General features: G+C 72.4%; 23 protein-coding genes. 10 read left to right on the forward strand and 13 right to left on the reverse strand.

The genetic code is table 11. The features are described 5' to 3' along the window. Positions 1-248: 248 nt before the first annotated feature. From accD to prmB, 10 genes are all read right to left on the reverse strand, one after another. Positions 249-1,115: an acetyl-CoA carboxylase, carboxyltransferase subunit beta gene (gene accD, locus ABFC67_RS09885; RefSeq protein ID WP_346737934.1), complete on the reverse strand. Its 867-nt coding sequence runs from the start codon at positions 1,113-1,115 to the stop codon at positions 249-251. 70 nt (positions 1,116-1,185) lie between these two features. Next, a complete protein-coding gene (gene trpA / locus ABFC67_RS09890; protein ID WP_346737855.1) occupies positions 1,186-2,001 on the reverse strand; it encodes a tryptophan synthase subunit alpha in 816 nt (271 codons plus the stop codon). A gap of 187 nt (positions 2,002-2,188) precedes the next feature. Beyond that, positions 2,189-3,400: a tryptophan synthase subunit beta gene (trpB, locus tag ABFC67_RS09895; protein ID WP_346737935.1), complete on the reverse strand. Its 1,212-nt coding sequence runs from the start codon at positions 3,398-3,400 to the stop codon at positions 2,189-2,191. Continuing rightward, a complete protein-coding gene (locus ABFC67_RS09900; protein ID WP_346737856.1) occupies positions 3,387-4,031 on the reverse strand; it encodes a phosphoribosylanthranilate isomerase in 645 nt (214 codons plus the stop codon). Before ABFC67_RS09900 ends, trpB begins: the two co-directional genes overlap by 14 nt. A gap of 7 nt (positions 4,032-4,038) precedes the next feature. Beyond that, a complete protein-coding gene (gene truA / locus ABFC67_RS09905; RefSeq protein WP_346737857.1) occupies positions 4,039-4,806 on the reverse strand; it encodes a tRNA pseudouridine(38-40) synthase TruA in 768 nt (255 codons plus the stop codon). A gap of 127 nt (positions 4,807-4,933) precedes the next feature. Next, on the reverse strand, positions 4,934-7,381 hold the full coding sequence (locus ABFC67_RS09910; protein WP_346737858.1) for a FimV/HubP family polar landmark protein: 2,448 nt from the start codon (positions 7,379-7,381) through the stop codon (positions 4,934-4,936). Positions 7,382-7,465: 84 nt separating this feature from the next. Next, positions 7,466-8,494, reverse strand: a complete 1,029-nt coding sequence (locus ABFC67_RS09915; protein WP_346737859.1) for an aspartate-semialdehyde dehydrogenase — start codon at positions 8,492-8,494, stop codon at positions 7,466-7,468. A gap of 146 nt (positions 8,495-8,640) precedes the next feature. Further along, a complete protein-coding gene (gene aroC / locus ABFC67_RS09920; RefSeq protein WP_346737860.1) occupies positions 8,641-9,729 on the reverse strand; it encodes a chorismate synthase in 1,089 nt (362 codons plus the stop codon). Positions 9,730-9,785: 56 nt separating this feature from the next. Continuing rightward, on the reverse strand, positions 9,786-10,337 hold the full coding sequence (locus tag ABFC67_RS09925; RefSeq protein ID WP_346737861.1) for a GNAT family protein: 552 nt from the start codon (positions 10,335-10,337) through the stop codon (positions 9,786-9,788). A 14-nt stretch (positions 10,338-10,351) separates the two neighbouring features. After that, entirely contained in the window at positions 10,352-11,278 is a 927-nt protein-coding gene (gene prmB / locus ABFC67_RS09930; protein ID WP_346737862.1) for a 50S ribosomal protein L3 N(5)-glutamine methyltransferase, read from the reverse strand. Between the two features lie 63 nt (positions 11,279-11,341). On the opposite strand from prmB, the gene ABFC67_RS09935 reads away from it, so the two are divergent. The 3 genes from ABFC67_RS09935 to ABFC67_RS09945 all read left to right on the forward strand — a co-directional run bounded on the left by ABFC67_RS09935 (position 11,342) and on the right by ABFC67_RS09945 (position 13,443). Next, on the forward strand, positions 11,342-11,986 hold the full coding sequence (locus tag ABFC67_RS09935) for an SCO family protein (RefSeq protein WP_346737863.1): 645 nt from the start codon (positions 11,342-11,344) through the stop codon (positions 11,984-11,986). A gap of 1 nt (position 11,987) precedes the next feature. Then, positions 11,988-12,827, forward strand: a complete 840-nt coding sequence (asd, locus tag ABFC67_RS09940; protein WP_346737864.1) for an archaetidylserine decarboxylase — start codon at positions 11,988-11,990, stop codon at positions 12,825-12,827. Between the two features lie 172 nt (positions 12,828-12,999). After that, on the forward strand, positions 13,000-13,443 hold the full coding sequence (locus tag ABFC67_RS09945) for a hypothetical protein (protein WP_346737865.1): 444 nt from the start codon (positions 13,000-13,002) through the stop codon (positions 13,441-13,443). Positions 13,444-13,610: 167 nt separating this feature from the next. On the opposite strand, the gene ABFC67_RS09950 is transcribed toward ABFC67_RS09945, so the two are convergent. Beyond that, positions 13,611-15,101: a transglycosylase SLT domain-containing protein gene (locus ABFC67_RS09950; RefSeq protein WP_346737866.1), complete on the reverse strand. Its 1,491-nt coding sequence runs from the start codon at positions 15,099-15,101 to the stop codon at positions 13,611-13,613. 109 nt (positions 15,102-15,210) lie between these two features. Between ABFC67_RS09950 and ABFC67_RS09955 the strand changes: the two genes are divergently transcribed. The 4 genes from ABFC67_RS09955 to greB all read left to right on the forward strand — a co-directional run bounded on the left by ABFC67_RS09955 (position 15,211) and on the right by greB (position 19,189). Continuing rightward, entirely contained in the window at positions 15,211-16,707 is a 1,497-nt protein-coding gene (locus ABFC67_RS09955) for a helicase HerA-like domain-containing protein (protein WP_346737867.1), read from the forward strand. Positions 16,708-16,723: 16 nt separating this feature from the next. Continuing rightward, a complete protein-coding gene (locus ABFC67_RS09960; RefSeq protein WP_346737868.1) occupies positions 16,724-17,977 on the forward strand; it encodes a hypothetical protein in 1,254 nt (417 codons plus the stop codon). Positions 17,978-18,169: 192 nt separating this feature from the next. Then, complete coding sequence (locus ABFC67_RS09965) at positions 18,170-18,592, forward strand: hypothetical protein (protein WP_346737869.1); 423 nt, start codon at positions 18,170-18,172, stop codon at positions 18,590-18,592. An 84-nt stretch (positions 18,593-18,676) separates the two neighbouring features. After that, complete coding sequence (gene greB / locus ABFC67_RS09970) at positions 18,677-19,189, forward strand: transcription elongation factor GreB (protein ID WP_346737870.1); 513 nt, start codon at positions 18,677-18,679, stop codon at positions 19,187-19,189. Here greB and ABFC67_RS09975 read toward each other — a convergent pair. Continuing rightward, the gene (locus ABFC67_RS09975) at positions 19,168-19,719 is read right to left on the reverse strand and encodes a phosphoglycerate mutase family protein (protein ID WP_346737871.1); all 552 of its coding nucleotides are present in this window, start codon (positions 19,717-19,719) and stop codon (positions 19,168-19,170) included. The genes greB and ABFC67_RS09975 overlap by 22 nt on opposite strands. 26 nt (positions 19,720-19,745) lie before the next feature. Continuing rightward, entirely contained in the window at positions 19,746-21,065 is a 1,320-nt protein-coding gene (gene rimO, locus ABFC67_RS09980; protein WP_346737872.1) for a 30S ribosomal protein S12 methylthiotransferase RimO, read from the reverse strand. A gap of 130 nt (positions 21,066-21,195) precedes the next feature. On the opposite strand from rimO, the gene ABFC67_RS09985 reads away from it, so the two are divergent. The 3 genes from ABFC67_RS09985 to ABFC67_RS09995 are packed head-to-tail and all read left to right on the forward strand — an operon-like array spanning position 21,196 to position 24,441. Further along, on the forward strand, positions 21,196-23,310 hold the full coding sequence (locus ABFC67_RS09985; protein WP_346737873.1) for a diguanylate cyclase: 2,115 nt from the start codon (positions 21,196-21,198) through the stop codon (positions 23,308-23,310). 52 nt (positions 23,311-23,362) lie between these two features. After that, the gene (locus tag ABFC67_RS09990) at positions 23,363-24,034 is read left to right on the forward strand and encodes a dienelactone hydrolase family protein (protein WP_346737874.1); all 672 of its coding nucleotides are present in this window, start codon (positions 23,363-23,365) and stop codon (positions 24,032-24,034) included. Next, complete coding sequence (locus tag ABFC67_RS09995) at positions 24,031-24,441, forward strand: HIT family protein (RefSeq protein ID WP_346737875.1); 411 nt, start codon at positions 24,031-24,033, stop codon at positions 24,439-24,441. The genes ABFC67_RS09990 and ABFC67_RS09995 overlap by 4 nt, the downstream gene beginning before the upstream one ends. Positions 24,442-24,448 lie beyond the last annotated feature (7 nt).

A 24,448-nucleotide genomic window follows, 5' to 3' on the forward strand; every position in this document is an offset into this window, starting at 1 on the left:
CTTTCTCTTGGACAAGCAAGAGAAAGACACCCGCTCGCGGCAGCGAGCGGAACGAGGCGGGTCGCGACGCACGCACGAGCAGGCGCCTTGCGGCGCCGCCACCCTCACCCCGGCCCTCTCCCGCCGGAGGCGGGCGAGGGAGACAAGAGTCGAAGGCCGCTGCGATGCTCGCCTGCCGAGCCGCCCGCCGCAGGAACACTCGCGAGCAGTATCCGAGGCGGGGATTGCGAATCCCCGCGCCCCGAACGTCAGGCAACCTTCGGCTGCCGGGTCAGGATCGCCAGCAGGTCGGCGAGCTTGTCGCGCATCTCGCGGCGGTCGACGATCAGGTCGATGGCGCCGTGCTCGAGCAGGAATTCCGAGCGCTGGAAGCCGGCCGGCAGGGTTTCGCGCACGGTCTGCTCGATCACGCGCGGGCCGGCGAAGCCGATCAGCGCCTTCGGCTCGCCGATGTTGATGTCGCCGAGCATGCCGAGGCTGGCGGAGACGCCGCCGGTGGTCGGATGGGTCAACACGGAGACGTACGGCACGCCGGCGTCGCGCATGCGCGCCAGCGCGGCCGAGGTCTTGGCCATCTGCATCAGCGACAGCAGGCCTTCCTGCATGCGCGCGCCGCCGGTGGCGGCGAAGCACACCAGCGGCATGCGCTCTCGCAGCGCCAGTTCGGCGGCGCGGGTGAACTTCTCGCCGACCACCGAACCCATCGAGCCGCCCATGTAGCCGAACTCGAACGCGCACGCCGCCAGCGGCCGCTGCTTGAGCGTGCCGCGCATCGCGATCAGCGCGTCCTTTTCGCCGGTGTTCTTCTCGGCGGCGGCGATGCGGTCGCGGTATTTCTTGGAGTCCTTGAACCTGAGCGCGTCGACCGGCGCGAGGTCGGCCGCGATCTCGGCGCCGCTGCCTTCGTCGAGGAATGCCGCCAACCGCGCGCGCGCGCCGATGGCGTGGTGGTGGCCGCACTTCGGGCACACCATCAGGCTGCGCTCCAGCTCCGGCCGGTACAGCACGGTGCCGCAGCCGCCGCACTTCTCCCACACGCCTTCCGGCACCTTGCCCTTGCCGCCGTTGCTCTGCGTGCGGATGCGCGATGACACCAGTTTCTGCAGCCAGCTCACGTCGTTGACCTCTCCCGTCGGCCGCGGCGGCCCGGACGGCGCCGCGTCGGTATCGCGTTTGTCGCCGCCTTCACGCGGCATGCGCGGCGCGCGCATCGAGCGCACCCCGGATCGGCGCCAGGAACGCCTGCGCCCGCGCGCACGTCTCGGCGGCGTCCGCGCTGCCGGCCAGGCGCTGCACCAGCGCACTGCCGATCACCACCGCGTCCGCGAACGCGGCGATCGCCGCGGCGCTGGCCGCGTCGCGCACGCCGAAGCCGACCGCCACGGGCGCCTGTGCCCGCGCGCGGATCGCGCCCACCCGCGACTCGATCTCGGCCACGCTCAGCCTCGCCGCGCCGGTGATGCCGGCGAACGAGACATAGTACAGGAAACCCTCCGCGGCCCCGCACAGGCGCTCCAGCCGGGCCGCCGAAGTGGTCGGCGCGGCGAGCTGGATCCGGCACAGGCCGGCGGCGCGGATCGCCGCACCGGTGTCGGCCTCTTCCAGCGGGCAGTCCACCAGCAGCACGCCGTCCACGCCCGCCTGCGCCGCCTCCCGGGCGAAGCGTTCGTAGCCGTGGACCTCGATGGGATTGAGATAGCCCATCAGCACGACGGGCGTAGCCATATCCGTGGCGCGGAACGCGCGCACCCAAGCGAGGATCGCATCCAGACCCACGCCCTTCGCCAGCGCGCGCTCGCCGGCATGCTGGATCACCGGGCCGTCGGCCATCGGATCGGAGAACGGCACGCCCAGCTCGATCAGGTCGGCGCCGGCCGCGACCAGCGCGTGCAGCAGCGGCACCACGCCCTCGGGCGAGGGATCGCCGGCGGTGACGAACGGGATCAGCCCGGTGCGGCCGGCGGCCTTGAGTTCGGCGAAACGTTGGTCGATGCGGTTCATGACCGCGGGACTCGCGACTCGGGGCTCGGGACTCGGCAAAACGTCGCAACGCGAGGATTCTCGCTTTCTCGCAGCCAACGAATGTCGAAACGCCCGGCCTGGGCACAACCGACCATTGCTCGGGCTCTTTCCCGAGTCCCGAGTCCCGGGTCCCGAGTCCCGAACCCGCCCCTAACCAGTCCGGCCTTCACAAGGTGATCCCCTCGCGCTGCGCGATCGTATGCACATCCTTGTCGCCGCGCCCCGACAGGTTGCACAGCACGATGGCGTCTTTCGGGTATTCGCGCGCCAGCTTGATCGCCTGCGCGACGGCGTGGCTGGATTCCAGCGCGGCGAGGATGCCTTCGGTACGCGCCAGCCGGTGGAACGCCGCGAGCGCCTCGTCGTCGCTGACGCCGACGTACTCGGCGCGGCCGGTGTCCTTGAGGAAGGCGTGTTCGGGGCCGACGCCGGGATAGTCGAGGCCGGCCGAGATCGAGTGCGTCTCGCCGATCTGGCCGTTGTCGTCGCAGATCACGTAGGTGCGGTTGCCGTGCAGCACGCCGGGGCGGCCCGCGGCCAGCGATGCGGCGTGACGGCCCGTCGCCAGCCCCTCGCCAGCCGCTTCCGCGCCGACGATGCGCACGCGGCGATCGTTGAGGAAGGCGTGGAACAGTCCGATCGCGTTGGAGCCGCCGCCGACGCAGGCGGTGATCGCATCCGGCAGGCGGCCGTACTGCGCAAGCATCTGCGCGCGCGCCTCGCGGCCGACGATGGCGTTGAAATCGCGCACCATCATCGGGTACGGGTGCGGGCCGGCGACGGTGCCGATGATGTAGAAGGTGTCGGCGACATTGGTGACCCAGTCGCGCAGCGCCTCGTTCAGCGCGTCCTTCAGCGTCTTCGAGCCGGAGGTGACCGGCACCACTTCGGCGCCGAGCAGCTTCATGCGGTAGACGTTGATCGCCTGGCGCTCGATGTCGACCGCGCCCATGTACACCACGCACTTCAGCCCCAGGCGCGCGGCCACGGTGGCGCTGGCCACGCCGTGCTGGCCGGCGCCGGTCTCGGCGATGATGCGCGTCTTGCCCATGCGCCTGGCCACCAGCGCCTGGCCGACCGTGTTGTTGATCTTGTGCGCGCCGGTGTGGTTGAGGTCCTCGCGCTTGAGCAGGATCTGCGCGCCGCCGACCTCGGCGGACAGCCGCTCGGCGTGGTAGATCGGACTGGGCCGGCCGACGTAATGCGCGAGGTCGCGATCGAGCTCGGCGCGAAACTGCGGGTCGTCGCGCAGGCGCAGGTACGTTTCCGCCAGCGCCTCCAGCGGCGCCATCAGCGTTTCGGCGACGTACACGCCGCCGTACGGCCCGAAGCGGCCGCGCGCGTCCGGATAGGCGTGGAAATCCTCAGGTGGTGCGATCTTCGATGTCACGTCCGGCTCGCTCGACTTCTTCGATGAAGCGCCGCAGCTTCGCGGCATCCTTGACGCCCGGCGCGCTCTCCACGCCGCTGGACACGTCCACGCCCCATGGCCGCGCCGTGCGCACCGCGCCGCCGACGTTATCGGGCGTCAGTCCGCCGGCCAGCACCAGCGGCCGCGCGAAATCCCGCGGCGCGCGCGTCCAGTCGAACGCGCGTCCGCTGCCGCCGGCCTCGCCCGCCGCGTGCGCGTCGAGCAGGAAGCCGCAGGCGAGCGGGTGCGCCGCGGCGTAGGCTTCGACGTCGGTCACCGAGGCCATCGGCACGGCCTTCAGGTACGGCCGGCCGAAGATCCCGCAGAACGCCGCCGGCTCCGCGCCATGGAACTGCAGCAGGTCCGGCTTGACCGCGTTCAGCACCTGGGCCACCCAGGCCACGTCGTCGTCCATGAACAGCGCCACCACGGTCACGAACGGCGGCAGCGCCGCGCGGATCGCCGCCGCCTGGCGCGGCTCGACATGGCGCGGGCTGCGCCGCGCGAAGACCAGGCCGACCGCGTCGGCGCCAAGGTGCGCCGCCGCCAGCGCATCCTCGACGCGCGTGATTCCGCAGCATTTGACGCGTACGCGCACCTTGGCCTCAGCGGCTGACCTCGTCGGGAAGCCCCCATTGTGCCGGATATCGCGGTCCGATGAAGGTCAGCCCGGCCGCGGGCGCGGTCGGGCCGGCCACGCTGCGGTCGCGCCCCGCCAGCAGCTCCGCGATCCAGCGCGTCGGCCGCTCGCCGCGTCCGACCACCAGCAGCGAGCCGACGATGTTGCGCACCATGTGGTGCAGGAAGGCGTTGGCCTCGACCTCGACGATCACCTTGTCGCCCTCGCGCACGACGCCGATCTCGCGCAGATTGCGCATCGGCGAGCGCGCCTGGCAGGCGACCGTGCGGAACGCCGAAAAATCGCGCTCGCCCACCAGCGCCTGCGCCGCCGCGTGCATCGCCGCCGCGTCCAGCGGCAACCGCTCCCAGGCGACGTAGCGCGCCTCCAGCGCCGGCCGCGCCTGGCGGTTGAGGATCACGTAGCGATAGCGCCGCGCGCGCGCCGCGTAGCGGGCGTGGAAATCGTCGGCCACGGGACAGGCCCAGCGCACCGCGACCGCCGGCGGCAGCCGCGAGTTGGCGCCCAGCGCCCAGCCGCGCAGGCTGCGTTCGGCCGCGCTGTCGAAGTGCACCACCTGGCAGCGCGCGTGCACGCCGGCGTCGGTGCGGCCGGCGCAGGTCACCTCGACCGGATGCGCGGCCACGAACGACAGCGCCGCTTCCACCGCGGCCTGCACGCTGCGCCCGTGCGACAGCCGCTGCCAGCCGAAGAAATCGGTGCCGTCGTATTCGATGCCGAGGGCGATGCGCATGCGCGGGAGACGGGAGACAGGGGACGGGAAGGCTAATCGCGTCGGTGCGGGGGGACCAAGCGGGACACGGCGCAAAAAGCGCGGGCCGCGACCCGCAGGCCGCGGCCCGGATCGCGCGCGCGGCGGCTCAGCCGATCTCGCCGAGCAGCTTCTGCGCCTCGGATTTCTGCTTCGCGCTGCCTTCGGCCAGCACCTCCTCGAGCATCGCGCGGGCGCCGTCCGGATCGCCCATGTCGAGGTAGGCGCGCGCCAGGTCCAGCTTGGTGTCGACCGGATCGTCGCCGTACCCGGCGGACGGCGCCGCGGCCGCCGCGCCCTGCGGCGCCGGCGCCTGGCCGAGATCGCCAAGATCGAACGCAGGCAGCGCCTCCAACTCGCCGGGCGCCGCGTGCGACGGCTCGGCGGGCGGCGCGGCCGCGGGCAGTTCGTCGCCGAGATCGAGCGCCGGCAGTCCGAAGTCCGCCTCCTCGCCGCCGACCGGCGCCTGCGCCGCCGGCTCGGCCGGGGACGCGTGCGGCGTCAGGTCGAAATCGAAGCTGTACTCGCTGCTGCGCGCGGCCGCGGCCGCGGCCGGCGCCTCGTCCGCGTACTGGCCGAGATCGAAGCTTTCCAGCGCGCCACTCTCGTCATCGTGCGCGGACGCCGGCGCCTCGTCGGCATGCGGCGCGCCCGCCGGCGCGAACAGCGGGTGCTGCGGTGCGAGTTCCTCGCCCATCGCGTGCACTTCCTGCCATTCCGGCTGGCCGGGATCGGCGACGTGCGCGTGCATCGCCTCCGCGGCGGCCTCGAAGCGCTCGACGTCGCGGTGCGCGTAGTACAGGCTGGCCAGCTCCAGGTGCAGGCCGATGTCGTCCGGATGCTCTGCGAGCTGGGAGAGCAGGGAGTCCTCTTCCTCGCCGTAGGCGGTATCGACTGGCTGCTCGTCCGCCAGCGGCGAATCGCCGAACCGGCTGGAGATGCCGCTCGCGGCCGGCTCCGGCTTGGGACGACGCCGCAGGCGCAGCAGACCGAACAGGACCAGGCCCACCGCGACCACGCCGCCGGCCGGCAGCAGCAAGTCTTGCCGGTTCCACCACGGGATTTCCTCGCCGAGCGGCTCGGTGCGGGGCGCCGCCGCCGGCGGCAGCGGCTTGGTGGTGCTGACCGGCTTGGCCTGGGTCGGCACGGATTCGACAGGCTTCCGGGCAGCCGCACTGGCGGCGGCCGCAGGCGTGGCCCCGGCGACGCTGCTCGCGGACGCCGGCTTGGCGGCCGTGGACGCCGCGGCGGACGCGGTCGCAACCGTGGCGGCGGGCTTGGGTGCCGCGGCCACCGGCGCAGGTACCGGCTGCACCGGCCTGGGCGCCGCGGCCGGCGCTCCGGCCTGCTTCTGCACCTCGGCCAGCTTGCGCTGCAGCTCGGCGATTTCGGCGTCCTTGAGGCTCAGCAGGCGCTGGTTCTTGCTGTTGAGGTCCTCGCTTTCCTTCAGCCGAGCCTTCAGCTCGTCGGCTTCCTGCTGCTGCGCGGCCAGGGTTTCCTTGGCGCGCGCCAGACCCTGCCTGAGGCCGTTCACCGCCGCGGCCTCGGTGCCGCCGGCGACGCCGGCGCGGGTGTTCGCACTGGTGCCGCCTTCCTCCGGCGGCACCAGTCGCAGGCGGTCGCCCGCAGCCGGCTTCGCGACAGCGGGCGCCGGCCGGGAAGCCGCGGTACCGGCTTCGGCGGCGACCACGGTGGGCTTCTGCGCCGTGCTGCCGCGCCAATCCTCGAACTGGCGGTGGATCTCCGCCGCCGCGGCCTCGGCCGAACCCGCCTCGGCGATCTGGTCGCGACCGGGGATGCGCAGGATCGCGCCCCGCTTCATCGTGTTGACGTTGTCCTTGTAGAACGCGTCCGGGTTGGCCTTGAGCAGGGCCAGCATCATCTGGTTGACGTCGATGCCGCTGCCCGGCCGGTGCGTGTTGGCGATCTCCCAGAGGGTGTCGCCGGCCTTGACCTCGTAGCTGCCGCTGCCGGCCGCGCTCGGCGCACCCGCGCCCGGCGAGGCCGCGCCGACGGTGGACGGCGCAGCGGAGGCGGCGGCGCGTTCGGCTGCAGGTGCAGGTGCGGGCGCAGCTGCCGCGGGCGCCGCTTCGGGCGCAGGGCGGCTGGCCGCAGCGGCGCTGCGCGCAGGCGCGGCGACCACGCCGCGGCTCGGCGCGACGACCGGGTCGAGCAGCACGGTGTATTCGCGCAGCAGCCTGCCCTTGGCCCAGTTCACCTGGACCAGGAAGTCGAGGTAGGGATCGCGCACCGCGTCCTTGCTGGTGACGCGGATCACCGCGCGGCCCTGCGCGTCGGTGCCCACCGCGAAATCGATCGGCACGTTGAGGTTGCCGCGGCTCAGGCCGATGCGGCTGAAATCCTCGTCGGAAGCCAGCGCCACCTGCAGGCCTTCCGCTTCGGCCGGGCTGTCCACGATCACCGGGATCTCGGCGACCAGCGGCTGGTTCAGCGCGGACTTGACCTGGATTTGCCCGAGGCCGAGGGCCAGGGCCTGCGTGCTGCCGAGGGTCAGCGCGAACGCGACGGCCATCGGCAGCTTGTATGAACGCTTCATGGTTCTAGCCCCCCAAAGGCTTCTGCAACCGCCGCGCCGGCCACGAAACTCGACGCGACCTCACGACGGTGTCGCAACTTTAGTTTACGAAAAGGTTTTTACCAAGAGTTCGGCCACCTGAACAGCATTCAGGGCGGCCCCCTTGCGGATATTGTCGGCTACGACCCACAAATCGAGGCCGCGCGGGTGGGAGAGGTCGTCGCGGATGCGCCCCACGTAGACCGGATCCTTGCCCGCGGCGTGCGACACCGGCGTCGGATAGCCGCCCGGCCGACGCTCGTCGACCACGACCACGCCGGGAGCCTTCTCCAGCAGCGCGCGCGCCTGCCCGGCCGTGATCCTGTCGCGGGTCTCGATGTGCACGGCCTCGGCGTGGCCGTAGAACACCGGCACGCGCACCGCGGTCGGGTTCACGCCGATCGCCTCGTCCTCGAGGATCTTGCGCGTCTCCCACACCATCTTCATTTCCTCGCGCGTGTAGCCGTTGTCCTGGAAATCGTCGATCTGCGGGATCAGGTTGAAGGCGATCTGCGCCTGGAACTTCGACGGCTTCACGTCCTGGAAATTGAGCAGCGCCGCGGTCTGCCGGCCGAGTTCCTCCAGCCCGGAACGCCCCGCGCCGGACACCGACTGGTAGGTGGCGACGTTGATGCGCTCGATGCCGACGGCGCGGTGGATCGGCGCCAGCGCGACCAGCATCTGCATCGTCGAGCAGTTCGGATTGGCGATGATGCCGCGATGCACGTGGTGCGCGATCGCGTGCGGATTGACCTCGCTGACCACCAGCGGGATGTCGTCCTGGTAGCGGAACTCGGAGGTGTTGTCGATCACCACCGCGCCGGCCGCGGCGGCGCGCGGCGCGTGCTCGCGGCTGACCTTGCCGCCGGCGGAGAAGAATGCGATGTCGACGCCGGCGAAGTCGTACTCCGCCAGGTTGCGCACGGTGACGCGCTTGCTGCCGAACTCCACCTTCTCGCCGGCCGAGCGCGCGCTGGCCAGCGGCACCAGTTCGCCGACCGGAAACTTGCGCTCGGCCAGGATCGACAGCAGCGCTTCGCCCACGGCGCCGGTGGCGCCGACCATCGCTACCTTGTAGCTCGTCTTCTTCGTCATGGGAGAGTATTTGCCGAAAAGAGGTCCGGATGCGGATGCATGCCGATCGAGGCGGGCAGCGCGCCGGAAACCGTGTTTGTCGCCCAGTCCGCGCCCATCCTCATCCGCCCGTGTCGAAAATCCCGAGGCCCGCGCATGCCCACCGCTCAGGCGACGCGCGGCGCCACGGGCCCGACGTCGCCGCACTGCGCGCGGTGGCGCAGCGCCTGGTCCATCAGCACCAGCGCCACCATCGCCTCGGCGATCGGCGTGGCGCGGATGCCGACGCAGGGATCGTGGCGCCCTTTCGTCACCACCTCGGCCGGCTCGCCGGCGAGGTTCACGCTGCGCCCCGGCACGAGGATGCTGGAGGTCGGCTTCAGCGCGATCGAGGCGACCACCGGCTGGCCGCTCGAGATGCCGCGGAGGATGCCGCCGGCGTGGTTGGAGAGGAAGCCCTCGGGGGTGATCTCGTCGCGATGCGCGCTGCCTTTCTGCGCGACCGCGGCGAAGCCGGCGCCGATCTCGACGCCCTTGACCGCGTTGATCGACATCAGCGCCGCGGCCAGCTCCGCATCGAGCTTGCCGTACACCGGCTCGCCCCAGCCGGGCGGCACGCCGTCGGCGACCACGGTCACGCGCGCGCCGACCGAGTCGCCGGCCTTGCGCAGCGCGTCCATGTAGGTCTCCAGTTGCGGCACCATCGCCGCGTCCGGCCAGAAGAATGGGTTGCGCTCGACTGCGTCCCAATCGAACGCGCGCGGCAGCAGTTCACCAATCTGCGCGAGGTGGCCGCGCACGCGCACGCCATGACGCTCGGCCAGCCATTTCTTCGCGATCGCCGCCGCGGCCACGCGCATCGTCGTCTCGCGCGCGGAGCTGCGCCCGCCGCCGCGCGGATCGCGGATGCCGTACTTGTGCCAGTAGGTGTAGTCGGCGTGGCCGGGGCGGAAGGTGTCGGCCAGCGCCGCGTAGTCCTTCGGGCGCGCGTCGACGTTGCGGACCAGCAGCGCGATCGGCGTGCCGGTGGTGCGCCCCGCGTACACGCCGGAGAGGATCTCGATCGCGTCGGCCTCGTGGCGCTGCGAGGTGTAGCGCGAGCGGCCGGTGGCGCGACGCGCGAGATCGGCGGCGAAGTCGTCCGCCGCCAGCGCCAGGCCCGGCGGGCAGCCGTCGACCACGCAGCCGATCGCCGGCCCGTGGCTTTCGCCGAAGGTGGTGACGGTGAACAGCTTGCCGAAGGAGTTGCTGGACATGGATGTCTGCACGGCCGGGTAGCGCCGCAGCTTAACGCGACGGCCGGCCGGCCGGGTCAGCCGGCCGCATGCGCACGCCGCCACTCCCGCGCCAACAGGGCGAAAACCGCGTCGTCGACCCAGGCGCCGTGCAGCCACAGGCTTTCGCGGAAATGCGCTTCCTGGCGCATGCCCAGCGCGTGCAGCAGGGCGATGCAGGCGCGATTGCGCGGATCGACCGAGGCATGGACGCGGTGCCAGCCGAGCGTGCCGAAACCGTGCCCGAACAGCGCCGACAGCGCCTCGCCGGCATAACCGCGGCCCTGGCAGGCGGGGGCGACGCTGATGCCGAACTCGACCGAGCCTTCGGCGGAATCCGGCAGGCACACGCCCAGGTCGCCGATCAGCCGGCCGTCTTCGCGCAGGCGGATCGCGCGCTGGCACCAGCGGCCCGGCACCGCCGGCGACGCACCGTCCTGGGCACGGATGAACGCGCGCGCCTCGGCGACGTCGGCCGGCCGCCAGCCCTGGTAGCGCGCCACGTCCGCCTCGGCGCGGTAGCCGAACAGCGCCTCGGCGTCGTCCGCGCGCAGCGCGTCGATCAGCAGCCGCGGCGTGTGCAGTTCCAACCGGCGCCTGCCGCTCAGGCCGGGCGGCGGGCCGCCGCCGCCGCGCGGATCGCGCCCGCGTGCTCGACCAGGTCGCGGCGTTCCAGCGCGAACACGCCCATCGGCCCGACCTTGAACTCGATCCACACGAACGGCACCTGCGGCAGCAGCTCGACCAGGGCGCGCTCGCTCTCGCCCACCTCGACGATCAGCAGGCCGTCCTCGGTGAGATGCTCGGCCGCTTCGTCGAGGATGCGCAGCGCGATGTCCAGCCCGTCGTCGCCCGCGGTCAAGCCTAGCCGCGGCTCGTGGCCGTACTCGGGCGGCATCGCGGCGTATTCCTGCTCGGTGACGTACGGCGGGTTGGACACGATCAGGTCGTAGCGCTCGCCGGGAATGCCGGCGAACAGGTCGGAGCGCAGCGCGCGCACGCGCTCGCCGACGTGCTGGAAGGCGATGTTCTCGCGCGCCAGCGCCAGCGCCTCCTCGCTGAGGTCGACCAGGTCGACGCGCCAGTCGGGATTGCGCTCGGCCATGGCGATGCCGATGCAGCCGGAACCGGTGCACAGGTCCAGCGCGCGCTCGACGTGGCGGTCGTCCAGCCAGGGCGAGAAGTCGCTCTCGATCAGCTCGGCGATCGGCGAACGCGGCACCAGCGCGCGCGGATCGCTCTTGAACTTCAGCCCCGCGAACCAGGCCTCGCCGACCAGGTAGGCGACCGGCGTACGCTCGGCGATGCGGCGCTCGACCAGCGCCAGCACGCGCGCGCGCTCGTCCGCGGTCAGCCGGCCCTGGCCGTAGGCGGGCGGCAGGTCCGGCGGCAGGTGCAGGCTCGCCAGCACCAGGTGCGCCGCCTCGTCGATGGCGTTGTCGTGGCTGTGGCCGAAGGTCAGGCCGGCGGCGGCGAAGCGGCTGGCGGCGTAGCGGATGAAATCGACGATGCTGGCGAGTTCGGCGGTCACGGCTCGGCGCGCTGCGGCGAAGGGCCGCTCAGTATAACGGCGGGCACCGCTTATAATCGCCGGATGAACGCTCTCCATTCGCGCGGCCGCGCATCGCTCACCACCGTCATCGTCGTCGCCGCCTTCGCCGCCGCCTTCGGCCTGTGGCTGGGCGCGCGCCATTTCGCCGCGCCGACGCCGCCGGCGCTGACCGCGGCGGTGCTGTATCCCGCCCCGCGCGCGATCCCCGACTTCAGCCTCGCCCGCGCCGACGGCGGCACGCTCACCGCGGCCGACTGGAAGGGCCGCTACACCGTGGTGTTCTTCGGCTACACCAGTTGCCCCGACGTCTGTCCGACCACCCTGCAGGTGCTCAAGCAGGCGCGCGAGGAACTCAAGCGCAAGGGCCTCGCCGACAAGGTACGCATCGACTTCATCTCGGTGGACCCGCAGCGCGATACGCCGCAGCGGCTCGGCGACTACGTGCACTACTTCAGCCCCGACTTCGTCGCCGCCACCGGCAGCGACGCGGAGTTGACCAGGCTCTCGCGCGCACTGGGCCTGGTGTACGCACGCGAGCCGGACGGCCACGGCGGCTACACCGTGGACCACAGCGCCTCGGCGGTGATCATCGACCCGCAGGGCCGCGAGCTCGGCCTGTTCCGCCCACCGCTGGTGGCGGAAAGCATCGCCGGCGATCTCGAACGCCTGCTCGGCTGGAACGGCTGAGATGTCGGCCAGGCTGTGGTTGCAGTACGCGCTGCCGCATCGCGCGCTGTCCCGGCTCGTGCGCTGGGCGACGCGCTGGACGTGGCGACCGTGGAAGGACTTCCTGATCGGCGCCGTGGTGCGGCGCTTCGACGTCGCTATGGCCGAGGCCGCGGAGCCCTCGCCGCGCGCGTACCCGCACTTCAACGCCTTCTTCACCCGCGCGCTGAAACCGGGCGCGCGCCGCGCCGAGCCCGACCCGGCGGCCCTGCTCTGCCCCGCCGACGGCCGCATCAGCCAGGCCGGCCGCATCGAGGCCGGCCGCATCTTCCAGGCCAAGGGCCGGAGCTTCACCGCGACCGAACTGCTCGCCGACGCCGAGGCCGCCGCGCCCTTCCGTGACGGCCATTTCGTCACCGTGTACCTGTCGCCGCGCGACTACCACCGCGTGCACATGCCGCTGGCCGGCGAACTGCTGGAAACCGTGCACGTGCCCGGCCGCCTGTTCAGCGTGGCGCCGTTCGCGGTCGAAGGCGTGCCGCGGCTGTTCGCGCGCAACGAGCGCCTGGTCTGCCACTTCCGCGGCGAGCGCGGGCCGTTCGCGGTGGTGATGGTCGGCGCGCTGCTGGTCTCGGGCGTGGCCACCGTGTGGGGCGGCGCGGAGATCCCGCCCTACGCCTCGCGCATCGTGCGCAAGGACTGGCGCGGCAAGGGCGTGCGCCTCGAGCGCTTCGCCGAGATGGCGCGCTTCGAGATGGGCTCGACGGTGATCGTGCTGCTGCCCGCCGACGGCGGCACGCTGGCCCCTGGCCTCGCGCCGGAACGGCCGGTGCGCGTCGGCGAGCGTCTGGGCACGCTCTGACCGCCAGGCGGTGCCCCCCTTCCCGCTACGGCGGGTTTGCCCCAGAATGTGACGCGCTTCGTCAATTTGTGACGCGGCGCGCGCAGAAACGGGGGTTCCTGCCGGTATGCTCAAGTCGCCGTCCGGTGAGGGGCGGACTCCAATGTCCGTATCGGTCGTCCGAGGAAGGGTCATGCGCTTTCTTACACGCATCATCGCCATGAGCCGCGCCGTGCGGCTGGGCCGCCAGTTCCGCGACATCGAGCGCGGCATCGGCGAGTTGTCCGTGCCGGCGCGCAAGCAGCTCGCGCTGCTGGCCATGAAGGAATTCGCCTGCGCGGCGAAGAGCGAATTCCCGCACCTGTACGGCACGCCGCCGGACCAGCGCTACCTGCCGTGGGGCGCCGGCACCGACATCGGCTTCGAGCGCGCGCGCTCGGAGAACCTGCAGGTGCGCCTGCGCGGAGCGGCGATGTGGCTGGCGGTGGCTTACCACGAAACCAAGGACACGCCCTACGCCGACCTGCAGGCGCTGCACCGCCAGCTGCTGCGCGTGCTGCGTACGCTGAAGGAAAGCGCGGCCGGCAGCAGCGATGCCGCGATGGCCGAATGGGCCGCGCGCGAAGCGGCCGCCTGACCGCCCGCAGCCGTCGCCGCACCCCGACGAAACGCCCGCGGCCGGTCCCGGGCGTTTCGCGTTTCGACGGCCGGCGCAGTTGCGCGTGCGACGCGGCGTGCGCGCAGCGCACGCCACGGCGGCTACCCGAAACGCCCCCGATCGTCCCGGGGTTCGGCGCGCGCGGCTCAGTCGCGCGCGCATGACGGCAGCCGCAGCGACTGCCCCGGCCGCAGCGAATACAGCGGCGCGCGCAGGCGGTTCAGCTCCGCCACCGCGTGCAGGTTCGAGCAGCCGAGCTTGCGCACGATCGAACTGAGCGTGTCACCGCGGCGCACGACATACGTGCGCGGGCGCTCGGCTTCCGGCGGCGGGGCCGGCGCCACCGCGTTGTGCAGATCGGCCGCCAACGTCTGCCAGGGGCCGGCGCCGCAGGACTGCCGATAGGCGGCTTCCAGCACCTTCGGCACCTGCAGGCGCGTGCCGGCCGGCTGCTGCGCCTGCGGGTTCAACTGCGGATTGAGGTTGCGCAGCGTACGGAACCAGCCGTCGCGCATGCCACCGGCCTGACCGAGGCACACCGTCAGTTCGGCCAGCGACGCCGGCTGCGCCAGCTCGATCTGGCCGGGCGCGCCGTCGACCTGCGGGAATTCGAGGTTGTAGCGTTCCGGGTGCAGGAACAGCCAGGCCGCGGCCAGCACCATCGGCACGTACTCGCGGGTTTCCGGCGACAGCGTGAAGTAGATCTTCGGATCCCAGAAGCTGGCGTCGGGATTGGCCGCGGCCAGCCGGCGCATGCGGCCCTCGCCGCCGTTGTAGGCGGCCAGCACCAGTTCGAGGTTGTCGTTCAGCGCCTTCAACTGCTCGTCCAGGTAGGCCGCGTTGGCGCGCGCCGCCTTGGCCGGGTCGAAGCGCTGGTCGAAGCCGTCGACCGTGGACAGGCCGAAGCGCAGGCCGGTGGTGTACATGAACTGCAGCGGCCCGGCCGCGCCCGAGCGCGACATCGCGTGCACCTTGCCGCCGGACTCCTTGGCGAGGATGCCGAACAGCAGCGCCTCCGGCAGGTCCGCCTGGCGGTATTCCGGCCACATCCGGTAACGCAGGTACTGGTAGTTGACCCAGGCGTCCATCAGGTTCGGACGCATCTGCGTCAGCCATTCCTCCAGCGCGGCCTTGACCGGCCCGTTCATCGCGATCAGGTCGGACAGCTTGTGACCGCGCAGCAGGGTCACCGTGCGCTGCGCCTGCGGCACCGCCTGCAGCACCGGCGACTGCTCTCCGGAGGTACTCTCGTCGGCCTGGGCATCCGGCAAGGTCTGCTCGACCGGCTCTCCGGCCAGCTCGCCGCCGTCCTGCAGCCGCAGCAGGCGATCGAAGGTGGAGAAGAAACGCTGCGCATCGCATCCGGCCGTGGTGCCGCACTGCGCGGCGGCACGCAGCAGTTCGTCGAGCGCCTTGTGCATGGTTGCATCGGCGCCGGCGTTGCCGCCGCGCTGCAGGCGCAGCGCGTCCTCGTAGGTGCGGCTGCCCTCGTCGAGCTTGGCGTACAGCGCGTCCACCGCCTTGTCGTCCACCTTGCCGGGCGCGCCGTCGTGTCTGGCCGGGGCCGCCGTGCAACCGGCAAGCGCGGTGACGAGGGCGACGGCGAGTGCGGGAAGAAGGCGGCGGCTTGCGGGCATGCGACGGTTTCCGGACGTGCAAAAAGCGACAAAGTAACCATCGCACCGCGTTCGCTCAAGCGTCCGTGACGCGGCATACAATCCAGCCTGCCTGCAGGGAGGGCGTCCGGTGAGCGAAATCCTGATCGGCAAGAACGACAGCGCCGCGGTCGTGCTGGAAGCGCGCTACGGCAATCGCCACGGCATGATCGCGGGCGCCACCGGCACCGGCAAATCGGTGTCGCTGATGGTGCTGGCCGAAGGCTTCTCGAAGCTCGGCGTGCCGGTGTTCCTGGCCGACGTGAAGGGCGACCTGGCCGGCCTGTCGCAGGCCGCCGGCGCGCCCGGCGACAAGCTGAAGGCGCGCATCGACCGGCTCGGCCTGGCCGGCTGGGCGCCGGCTGCCGATCCGGTGGTGTTCTGGGACATCTACGGCAAGCTCGGCCACCCCGTGCGCACCACCGTCTCGGAGATGGGCCCGACCCTGCTGGCGCGGGTGATGGAACTGAACGAAATCCAGGAGGGCGTGCTGGAGGTCCTGTTCAAGGCGGCCGACGACAACGGCTGGCTGCTGCTCGACCTCGCCGACCTGCGCGCGCTGCTGCAGTTCGCCGCCGAGCACGCGAAGGAAATCTCCGAGCGCTACGGCCTGGTCAGCACGCAGTCGGTGGCGGCGATCCAGCGCGCCGTGCTGAAGCTGGAGCAGGCCGGCGCCGAACAGTTCTTCGGCGAGCCCGCGCTCGACCTCGCCGACTTCATGCGCCAGGACATGTCCGGCCGCGGCGTGATCAACGTGCTCGCCGCCGACCAGTTGATCCTGAAGCCGCGCCTGTACTCGAGCTTCCTGCTGTGGCTGCTGTCCGAACTGTTCGAGCGCCTGCCCGAGGTCGGCGACCTCGAGCAGCCGAAGCTGGTGTTCTTCTTCGACGAGGCGCACCTGCTGTTCGACGACTGCCCGCCGGCGCTGCGCCAGCGCGTCGAGCAGGTGGTGCGCCTGATCCGCTCCAAGGGCGTCGGCGTGTACTTCTGCTCGCAGAACCCCGACGACGTGCCGGACGAGATCCTCGGCCAGCTCGGCAACCGCATCCAGCACGCGCTGCGCGCGTTCACGCCGCGCGACCAGAAGGCGGTCAAGGCCGCGGCGGAGACCTTCGTGCCCAACCCGAAGCTGAAGGTCGCCGAGGTGATCGGCCAGCTCGGCGTCGGCGAGGCGCTGGCCTCGACGCTGCGCGAAGGCGGCGTGCCGTCGCCGGTGGAGCGCGTGCTGGTGGTGCCACCGTGCTGCCGCATCGGCGCGATCACCGACGCGGAACGCGCCACGGTGCGCGCGCGCTCGCCGGTCGGCGGCAAGTACGACACGCCGGTCGAGCGCGAATCCGCCGCCGAGATGCTGGCCAGGCGCGCGCAGGAAGCCGGCAAGGCGGCACCCGTCGGCGGCGATGCCGCCACGCAACAACCCGCCGGCGGCGGCGACTGGAGCGGCGCCGTGCGCGACGCCCTGCTCGGCACCAAGCGCCGCCAGGGCCTGATCGAGGCGATGGGCAAGTCCGCGGTGCGCTCGGTCGGCAGCCAGCTCGGCCGGCAGATCATGCGCGGTGTGCTCGGCTCGATCTTCCGCGGGCGCTGAGCGCCTGGCCAGACGCATGCGCACCGCCCACCGCCAAGGCGACGCGATCGCACCCTTCGGGCGGCACCTGGCGGAAGCGTTGCGCTATCCGCTGCAGCCGGCGGCGCTGACGATCATTGCGGTGCTCGCCGTCGCCCATCTCGCCAATCGCCTGCCGGTGCTCGGCTGGGTGATCGAGGTGGGCGTGTGGGTCGCGATGTTCAAGTACGCCGCCGAATGCCTGCGCAGCACGGCGGACGGCTACGCGGATCCGCCCGAGGCCACGCTGCACGCCGAGGATCGCGTCGCCTGGACGCTGGTCGTCATCCAGATGGCCGCGCTGGTGCTGCTGGCCCACCTCGGCCACGCGCACGCCGGCGCGGCGCTGGCGCTGCGCGTGTGCATCGCGGCGATCCTGCCGGCGATCTGCATGTCGCTGACCATGGACGGCAACGTGCTGCTCGCGCTCAACCCCGCGACCTGGGCGTCGGTCGCGCGGCGGTTCGGCGGCGCATACGTTGCGCTGGTCGCGATCTGGCTGGTGGTAGGGCTGGCGCGGCACGTGCTGCAGCGTGCGATCGGCGGGGCGCTTCCCGTGCTGCTGTCCGACCCGCTCGGCTACGCGCTCGGCAACTATGCGCTGGTGCTCCAATTCCACCTGGCGGGTTATCTGGTCTATGCGCGCCACGCCGAGATCGGCCATCGCCCCGCGGCGTGGCAACTGGACACAGCCGTCGGGCGGTACGCCGACGCCGAGCTGATCGAGCAGGCGCAGGCGCACGTCGCACAGGGCGAGCCGCGCCTTGCCCTCGACCTGCTCGCACGGCGGCTGCGCGAACGCGACGCGCCCGATACGGTCCACGCGGCCTACCGTCGCCTGCTGCGGAAGGCCGGCGACACGGCCGCGCTGCTGGCCCACGGCCGCGCCTGGATCGGCGCCCTGCTCGCGCGCGGCGAACCGCGCCGGGCGTTGAGCATCGCGCAGGAATGCCTCGCCTGCGACCCCGCATTCCTGCCCGGATCGCCCGAGCAGGTGGCGACGCTGGTGAGCAAGGCCGAAACCCTCGACATGCCGCGGCTGGCGGTGCAACTGGCGGATGCCTTCGCGCGACGCAGCCCGACGCATCCGCTGCTGCCGGATACCGAGCTGGTGGCGGCACGGCTGCTGGGCGAGCGGCTCGACCGGCTCGCCGAAGCGCGCGCGCGCATCGCCGCCGCGCTGGCGCGCTTTCCCGGGCACGCCGCGGCGCCCGCCCTGCGCGCCCTCGCTGCACGCCTCGGCGCGCCCTGAAGCGCGGGGACCGAAACGCCGCGCGGCGTGCGGCGCCGCGGCGGCGTTTGACCGGGGCAGGGCCCCGGTGTCGCGTGGCCGGCCCCTCCCCGCCCTCCGTCCGTGCGGCCTGGCCGCAGAGCGACGCCGGCGCTCCCGGTCATGCCCCTGATCCGGCATGTCGGGCCTTCATGTGCCCGCAGGGAGCGCACCATGAAACGTCGCATCCTCGTACTCGCGCTGTTCGCCATCGCCTTTGCCCTGCCGTCCGCGCACGCGCAGACCGCCGCCGCGGGCAAGCAACCGTACGCCTTGGTTTCGCTGTATCGCGTCGCGCCGGGCATACACCTGGAATTTCTCAAATGGATGGCCGCGCGCGAACAGGTGGCGCACGACGCCGGCCTGCCGCCCACGCACTGGTACGCGCACCTGAACGGCGACGCCTGGGACTACCTCGCGGTCGGCCCGTCGACCACGCCGGAACAGGACAGGAAGGTCGACGAGCTCTCGACCAAGCGCGGCCTCACCACCGGCATGAAGGCCTCGCTGGAATTCCGCGGCATGATCGCCTGGCATACCGACACCGCGACGATCGGGCCGGTTTCGGCCGCCGATCTGGTCAAGATGGGGCAATGACGCAAGGGCGCGGCGCCGGCCCGGCGCTTGAGCCGGGCCGGCGCCTCTGGCATAACGCCAGGCCCGCTTGCCTGCACGATACCGATGGGCCGTTGGCGTCCGCCCGCACCGCGCTCCACCGCGATCATCACCCGCGACGGCTTCGAGCGGCTCAAGGCCGAACTCGACCGCCTCTGGCACCAGGTGCGGCCCGAGGTCGTCAAGGCGCTGGCCGCCGCCGCCGCGGAAGGCGACCGCTCGGAGAACGCCGAGTACACCTACCGCAAGAAGCAGCTCGGCGAGATCGACCGCCGCGTGCGCTACCTGTCGAAGCGCATCCCCGCGCTGAAGGTCGCCGAGGGCGTGCCGGCCGACCGCGAGGCGGTGTACTTCGGCGCCTGGATCGAGATCGAGAACCTCGGCAGCGGCGAGAGCCTGCGCTACCGCATCGTCGGGCCCGACGAAACCGATGCGCGCCAGGGCTGGATCAGCGTCGATTCCCCGCTGGCGCGCGCCGCGCTGAAGCGGCGCATCGACGACGAGTTCGAGGCCGAGCTGCCGGGTGGACGCGTGCGCTTCGCGATCGTCGCGGTGGTCTACGGCGAGGGCGCGCCGTAGCGCGCCACGACGAGGCGCGCCGCGTCGCCGTCCAGCACGACCATCGACAGGCGGTCGTATTCGCGTTCGTCCATCGGCGCGGCGACGCAGCGGCACAGGGCGGCGACCGTCTGCGGCACGGTGTTGCTGTGGCCGACCACCAGCACGGTCTCGCCGCGGTGATGCGCGAGGATGTCCGCGCGCAACGCCTGCACATAGGCATCGACGTCGCCGTCCGCGATCGCGCGCACGTCGACAGGCAGGCCGCGCACGGCCGCGGTCGGCGCGGCGGTATCGCGCGTGCGCCGATACGGCGTCGCATAGACATGCGCCACGTGAAGCGATGCCAGCGCGTCCGCCAGCGCCGCGGCGCGCGCCCGGCCGACCGCGGTGAGCGCCGGATCGCGGCTGCCGTCGGCGACCTTTTCGGCGTGGCGCACCACGACGACCACCGTCGCCGTCCCGGCCGCCTGCGCCACCGGTATCGCCGACGCCGCCAGCAGCGCCAGCGCGGCGGCGATACGGCGAATCCCTCGCACGAACCTTCGCATGTCGTCAGCTCCCGATGTGCCCGCGATCAGCCGCGCAGCCGCGCCGTCAGGTCGTGCGCGTCGGCATACTCGACCACGACCTCGGCGAACTGGCCGGGCTTCAGCTTGCGGCCATCGACGATGCGCACGACGCCGTCGATCTCCGGCGCGTCGGCGCTGGAGCGGGCGATCGCGCCGTCGGCGCCGGCTTCATCGACCAGCACGGTGAGCGTGCGGCCGATCTTGCGCTGGAGCTTCGCCGCGCTCACCTCCGCCTGCACTTCCATGAAGCGCTCGAGGCGGTCTTCCTTCAGCTCCTCCGGCACCGGGTCGGGCAGCGCGTTGGCCTTGGCGCCCTCGACCGGCGAGTAGGCGAAGGCGCCGACGCGGTCCAGCTCGGCCTCGCGCAGGAAGTCCAGCAGCTCCTCGAACTCGGCATCGGTCTCGCCCGGGAAGCCGACGATGAAGGTGCTGCGGAGGGTCAGGTCCGGCACCACCGCGCGCCAGGCGCGGATGCGCTCCAGCGTCTTCTCGATGTTGCCCGGCCGCTTCATCAGCTTGAGGATGCGCGGACTGGCGTGCTGGAACGGGATGTCGAGATAGGGAAGGATTTTCCCCCCGGCCATCAGCGGCACCACCTCGTCCACGTGCGGATACGGGTAGACGTAATGCAGGCGCACCCACGCGCCGAGTTCCGCCAGGCCTTCGCACAGCTCGGTCATGCGCGTGCGGTAGGCCTTGCCGCGCCACTCGCGCGCGGCGTACTTGAGGTCCACGCCGTAGGCGCTGGTGTCCTGGCTGATCACCAGCAGCTCCTTGACCCCGCCCTTGACCAGGTTCTCCGCCTCGACCAGCACCTCGTCCACCGGCCGGCTGACCAGGTCGCCGCGCATCGACGGGATGATGCAGAAGCTGCAGCGATGATTGCAGCCTTCGGAAATCTTCAGGTAGGCGTAGTGCTTCGGCGTCAGCTTGACGCCGGTCGGCGGCACCAGGTCGACGAACGGGTCGTGCGCCGGCGGCAGCGCCTCGTGCACCGCGCCCATCACGCTGGCGTAGTCCTGCGGGCCGGTGATCGCCAGCACGTCCGGGTAGGCCTCGCGGATCAGTTCGGCGCGCTTGCCGAGGCAGCCGGTGACGATCACCTTGCCGTTCTCGTGCAGCGCCTCGCCGATCGCGTCCAGCGATTCCTGCACGGCGGCGTCGATGAAGCCGCAGGTGTTGACCACCACCGCGTCCGCGGTGTCGTAGCGCGGCACGATCTCGTAGCCCTCGACCTTGAGCTGGGTGAGGATGCGCTCGGAATCCACCAGCGCCTTGGGGCAGCCGAGGCTGACGAAACCGATCTTGGGGGGCTGGCTGGACATGCGCCGCGACCGCGTGAAAGGGCGCGGATTATAGCGTCTGCGCCCAGGCCCCGCGCGCACGCGCGCGGGCGCGGGAACGGCTAGGATAGGCACCGGCTACGGGCCGGAGGTGATCGTGTCGGACCGGAGGATGGCGACGGCAACCGGCCGCCTGCACCATGCGCTCTGCCGCATCGTGCCGGGCCTGCTCGCGAGCCTGGCCCTGCTGCCGTGCGCGGCGGGCGCGGCCACGCCGCCCGCCGCCGACGCCATCGGCCGCGCCAGCCTCACCCTGCACGCGTGGGCTCCCCACATCGCCGCGGCCGCCACGACGCTGCAGCGCATGCTCGATGGCTCCGCCCCGCCGGGTTCGCGGCTCGCCCTGCTGCAACTGGTCGCCTGGCTGGAAATCGCCTGCGGCGCGCCCGACGATGCCGCCGTCGCCTGGTCGCGCGTGCAGGCCGAAGCCGAGCGCCGCGGCGACGACCGCCGCGCGCACGCCGCGCGCCAGCAGCAGGCCGAGTTCGCGATGATCCTCGGCCGCTATCCGCAGGTGGAAGCGCAGGTGCGGCACCTGCTGGACTACGCGCAGGCGACCGCCGACGGCGGATTCCGCGCCAGCGCGACCGACTACGCCGCGGTGCTGGCGCGGCGGCGCGGCGACCTTCAGCGCGCGGCGCAACTGCAGCAGCAGGCCCTGGCGCTGCGGCGCGAGCGCGCCGACCCCGCGGCGATCGAGCGCTCGCTGACCAACCTCGGCATGGTCCGCCGCGACCAGGGCGACTTCGCCGGCGCGCTCGCCCTGTACCTCGAAGCGATGCACCTCGGCGAGACCCGCGACGACGGGGTCGACGCCGGCACCTACCGCAGCATCGCCCTGCTCTACCGCGAGGTCGACGACCGCGAGCAGGCCGACGCGTTCTTCCGTCGCGCGCTGGACGCCGAGCGCGCGCGCCCCGATCCGATCTCGCTCGCCTCCACCCTCGGCAGCTACGCCGTCCTGCTCAACGACCGCGGCGAGGCCGAGCGTGCGCTGACGATGGCGCGCCAGGCGCTGGCCCTCGACACCATGCTCGGCAACCGCCCGCACGTCGGCCTCGAGCGCGTGCAGATCGCGCGCGCGCTGATCGGCCTCGGCCGCGTCGACGAGGCGCAGGCCGAAGTGCGCGAGGCGCTCGCGCTCGGCGACGCGCTGCGGCAGCACGAAATCCTCGGCAGCGCCCTGCTGCTGCAGGGCACGCTCGACCACCGTGCCGGCCGGCTGGACGCGGCCGCCGCCGAACTCGACCGCGCGATCGGGCTGCTCGATGCCGCGCGCCTGATGCCGCCGCTGATCGAGGCCTGCCGGCTGCGCAGCGCGCTCGCCGAGGCGCGCGGCGACTACCGGCTCGCGCTGGTCTTCGAGCGCCGCTACGACGAGCTGCGCCAGGATCTGCTCGGCGTGCGCTCGGGCCAGCGCCTGGCCACGCTGCGCGCGCGCTACGAGAGCGACGCCGCCGCGCAGCGCATCCGCGTGCTCACGCTGGACAACGAGGTCAAGGCGCTGAAGTTGCGCGAGCAGGCGCTGGTGCGCAACCTCAGCCTGCTCGGCGCGCTGCTGCTGGCGCTGCTGGCGCTGGCCCTGGCCGGCCGCTATCGCGCCACCCGCCGGCTGCACCGCGACCTGGCGCTGAAGCACGCCGAGGTGGAGCGGCAGCGCGGCACGCTGAGCGCCGCCAACGCGCAGCTCAGCGCGCAGGCCACCGAGCTCTACCAGGCCGCGATCAGCGACGCGCTGACCGGCGTCTACAACCGCGGCCACGTGCTGCGCCAGGCCGAACTGCAGATCGCGCGGCGCATCCGCGACGGCGGCGAATTCAGCGTGCTGATGATCGACTTCGACCACTTCAAGCGCATCAACGACGAGCACGGCCACCTGTTCGGCGACACCGTGCTGACCGCCGGCACGCAGGCGGTGCGGCAGTGGCTGGAGCCCGGCGACCTGCTCGGCCGGCTCGGCGGCGAGGAATTCCTGGTGGTGCTGGACGGCCGCGACGAAGCCGCCGCGCTCGCCCTGGCCGAGCGCCTGCGCGGGCACGTCGCCGCGGCGCTGGCGCGGTTCGCGCCTTCCGGCACGGCCTACACGATCAGCATCGGCGTGGCCAGCCTGCGCACCTGCGACGCGCCCAACCTGCGCGGCCTGCTCGGCGCCGCCGACGCGGCCGTGTACAGCGCCAAGACCGCCGGCCGCAACCGCGTCGCCGCGGCGCGCTACGCGCGCAATTGACATCGTCGCGCGGCGGCCTACGCTGGCGCTTTCCCCGCGCCAGGAGCGCGCCGTGACCCAGACCATCCATCTCAACACCACCCGCATGCAGTGCATCACCGCCTATCTGGCCAAGCCGGAGGGTGTCCCCAAGGGCGGCATCGTGGTGGCGCAGGAGATCTTCGGCGTCAACGCGCACATCCGCCACGTCGCCGACACCTTCGCCGCGCACGGCTATACGGCGATCGCGCCGGCCTTCTTCGACCATCTCGAATCGGGCGCCGAACTCGGCTACGACGAAGCGGGCATCGCCCGCGGCAGGCAACTGGTCGAGGAGCTCGAGTTCGAGCGCCCGGTCGAGGACGTCGCCAGCGCCGCCGAGGCGATCGCCTCCAGCGGCCGCATCGGCGTGGTCGGCTACTGCTGGGGCGGCAGCGTCGCCCTGCTCGCCGCGCAGCGCCTCGGCATGCCGGCGGTCAGCTACTACGGTGCGCGCAACGTGCGCTTCCTCGACCAGCCGCTGCGCGCGCCGGCGATGTTCCACTTCGGCGAGCGCGACGGCTCGATCCCGGCCGCGGCGATCGAGCAGCACCGCAAGGCGTATCCGCAGGCCGAGGTGTACACCTACCCCGCCGGCCACGCCTTCAACCGCGAGGTCGATGCGCACGTCTACGACCGCGCCAGCGCGGAGCTGGCGCTCACGCGCACGCTCGCCTTCTTCGACCGGCACCTGGCCCGCGCATGAACGAAGGCTTCGCGCTCGACCCGCGCCTCGCCGCGGACACCGCGTCGGTCGCCGAGCTGCCGCTGTCGCGGCTGCTGCTGATGGACGACGCGCGCTTTCCGTGGTTGATCCTGGTGCCGCGCCGGCCCGGCCTGGTCGAGCTGGCCGACCTCGACCGCGCCGCGCAGCACGCGCTGCTCGACGAGGTGCAGCGCGCCGGCGCGGCGCTGCGCGCGGCAGCGCCATGCGACAAGCTCAACGTCGGCGCGCTCGGCAACGTCGTGCGCCAGCTGCACGTGCACGTGGTGGCGCGCCGCGCCGGCGACGCCGCCTGGCCCGGCCCGGTGTGGGGTGCCGGTCGCGCCGAACGCTATGCGGCCGACGCGCGCGAGGCGCTGCTCGCGCGCCTGCGCGCGCTGCTCGGCTGAGGCGCGC

Origin of the sequence: Mizugakiibacter sp. (assembly GCF_039680435.1) — a bacterium.
GTDB lineage: Bacteria > Pseudomonadota > Gammaproteobacteria > Xanthomonadales > Rhodanobacteraceae > Mizugakiibacter.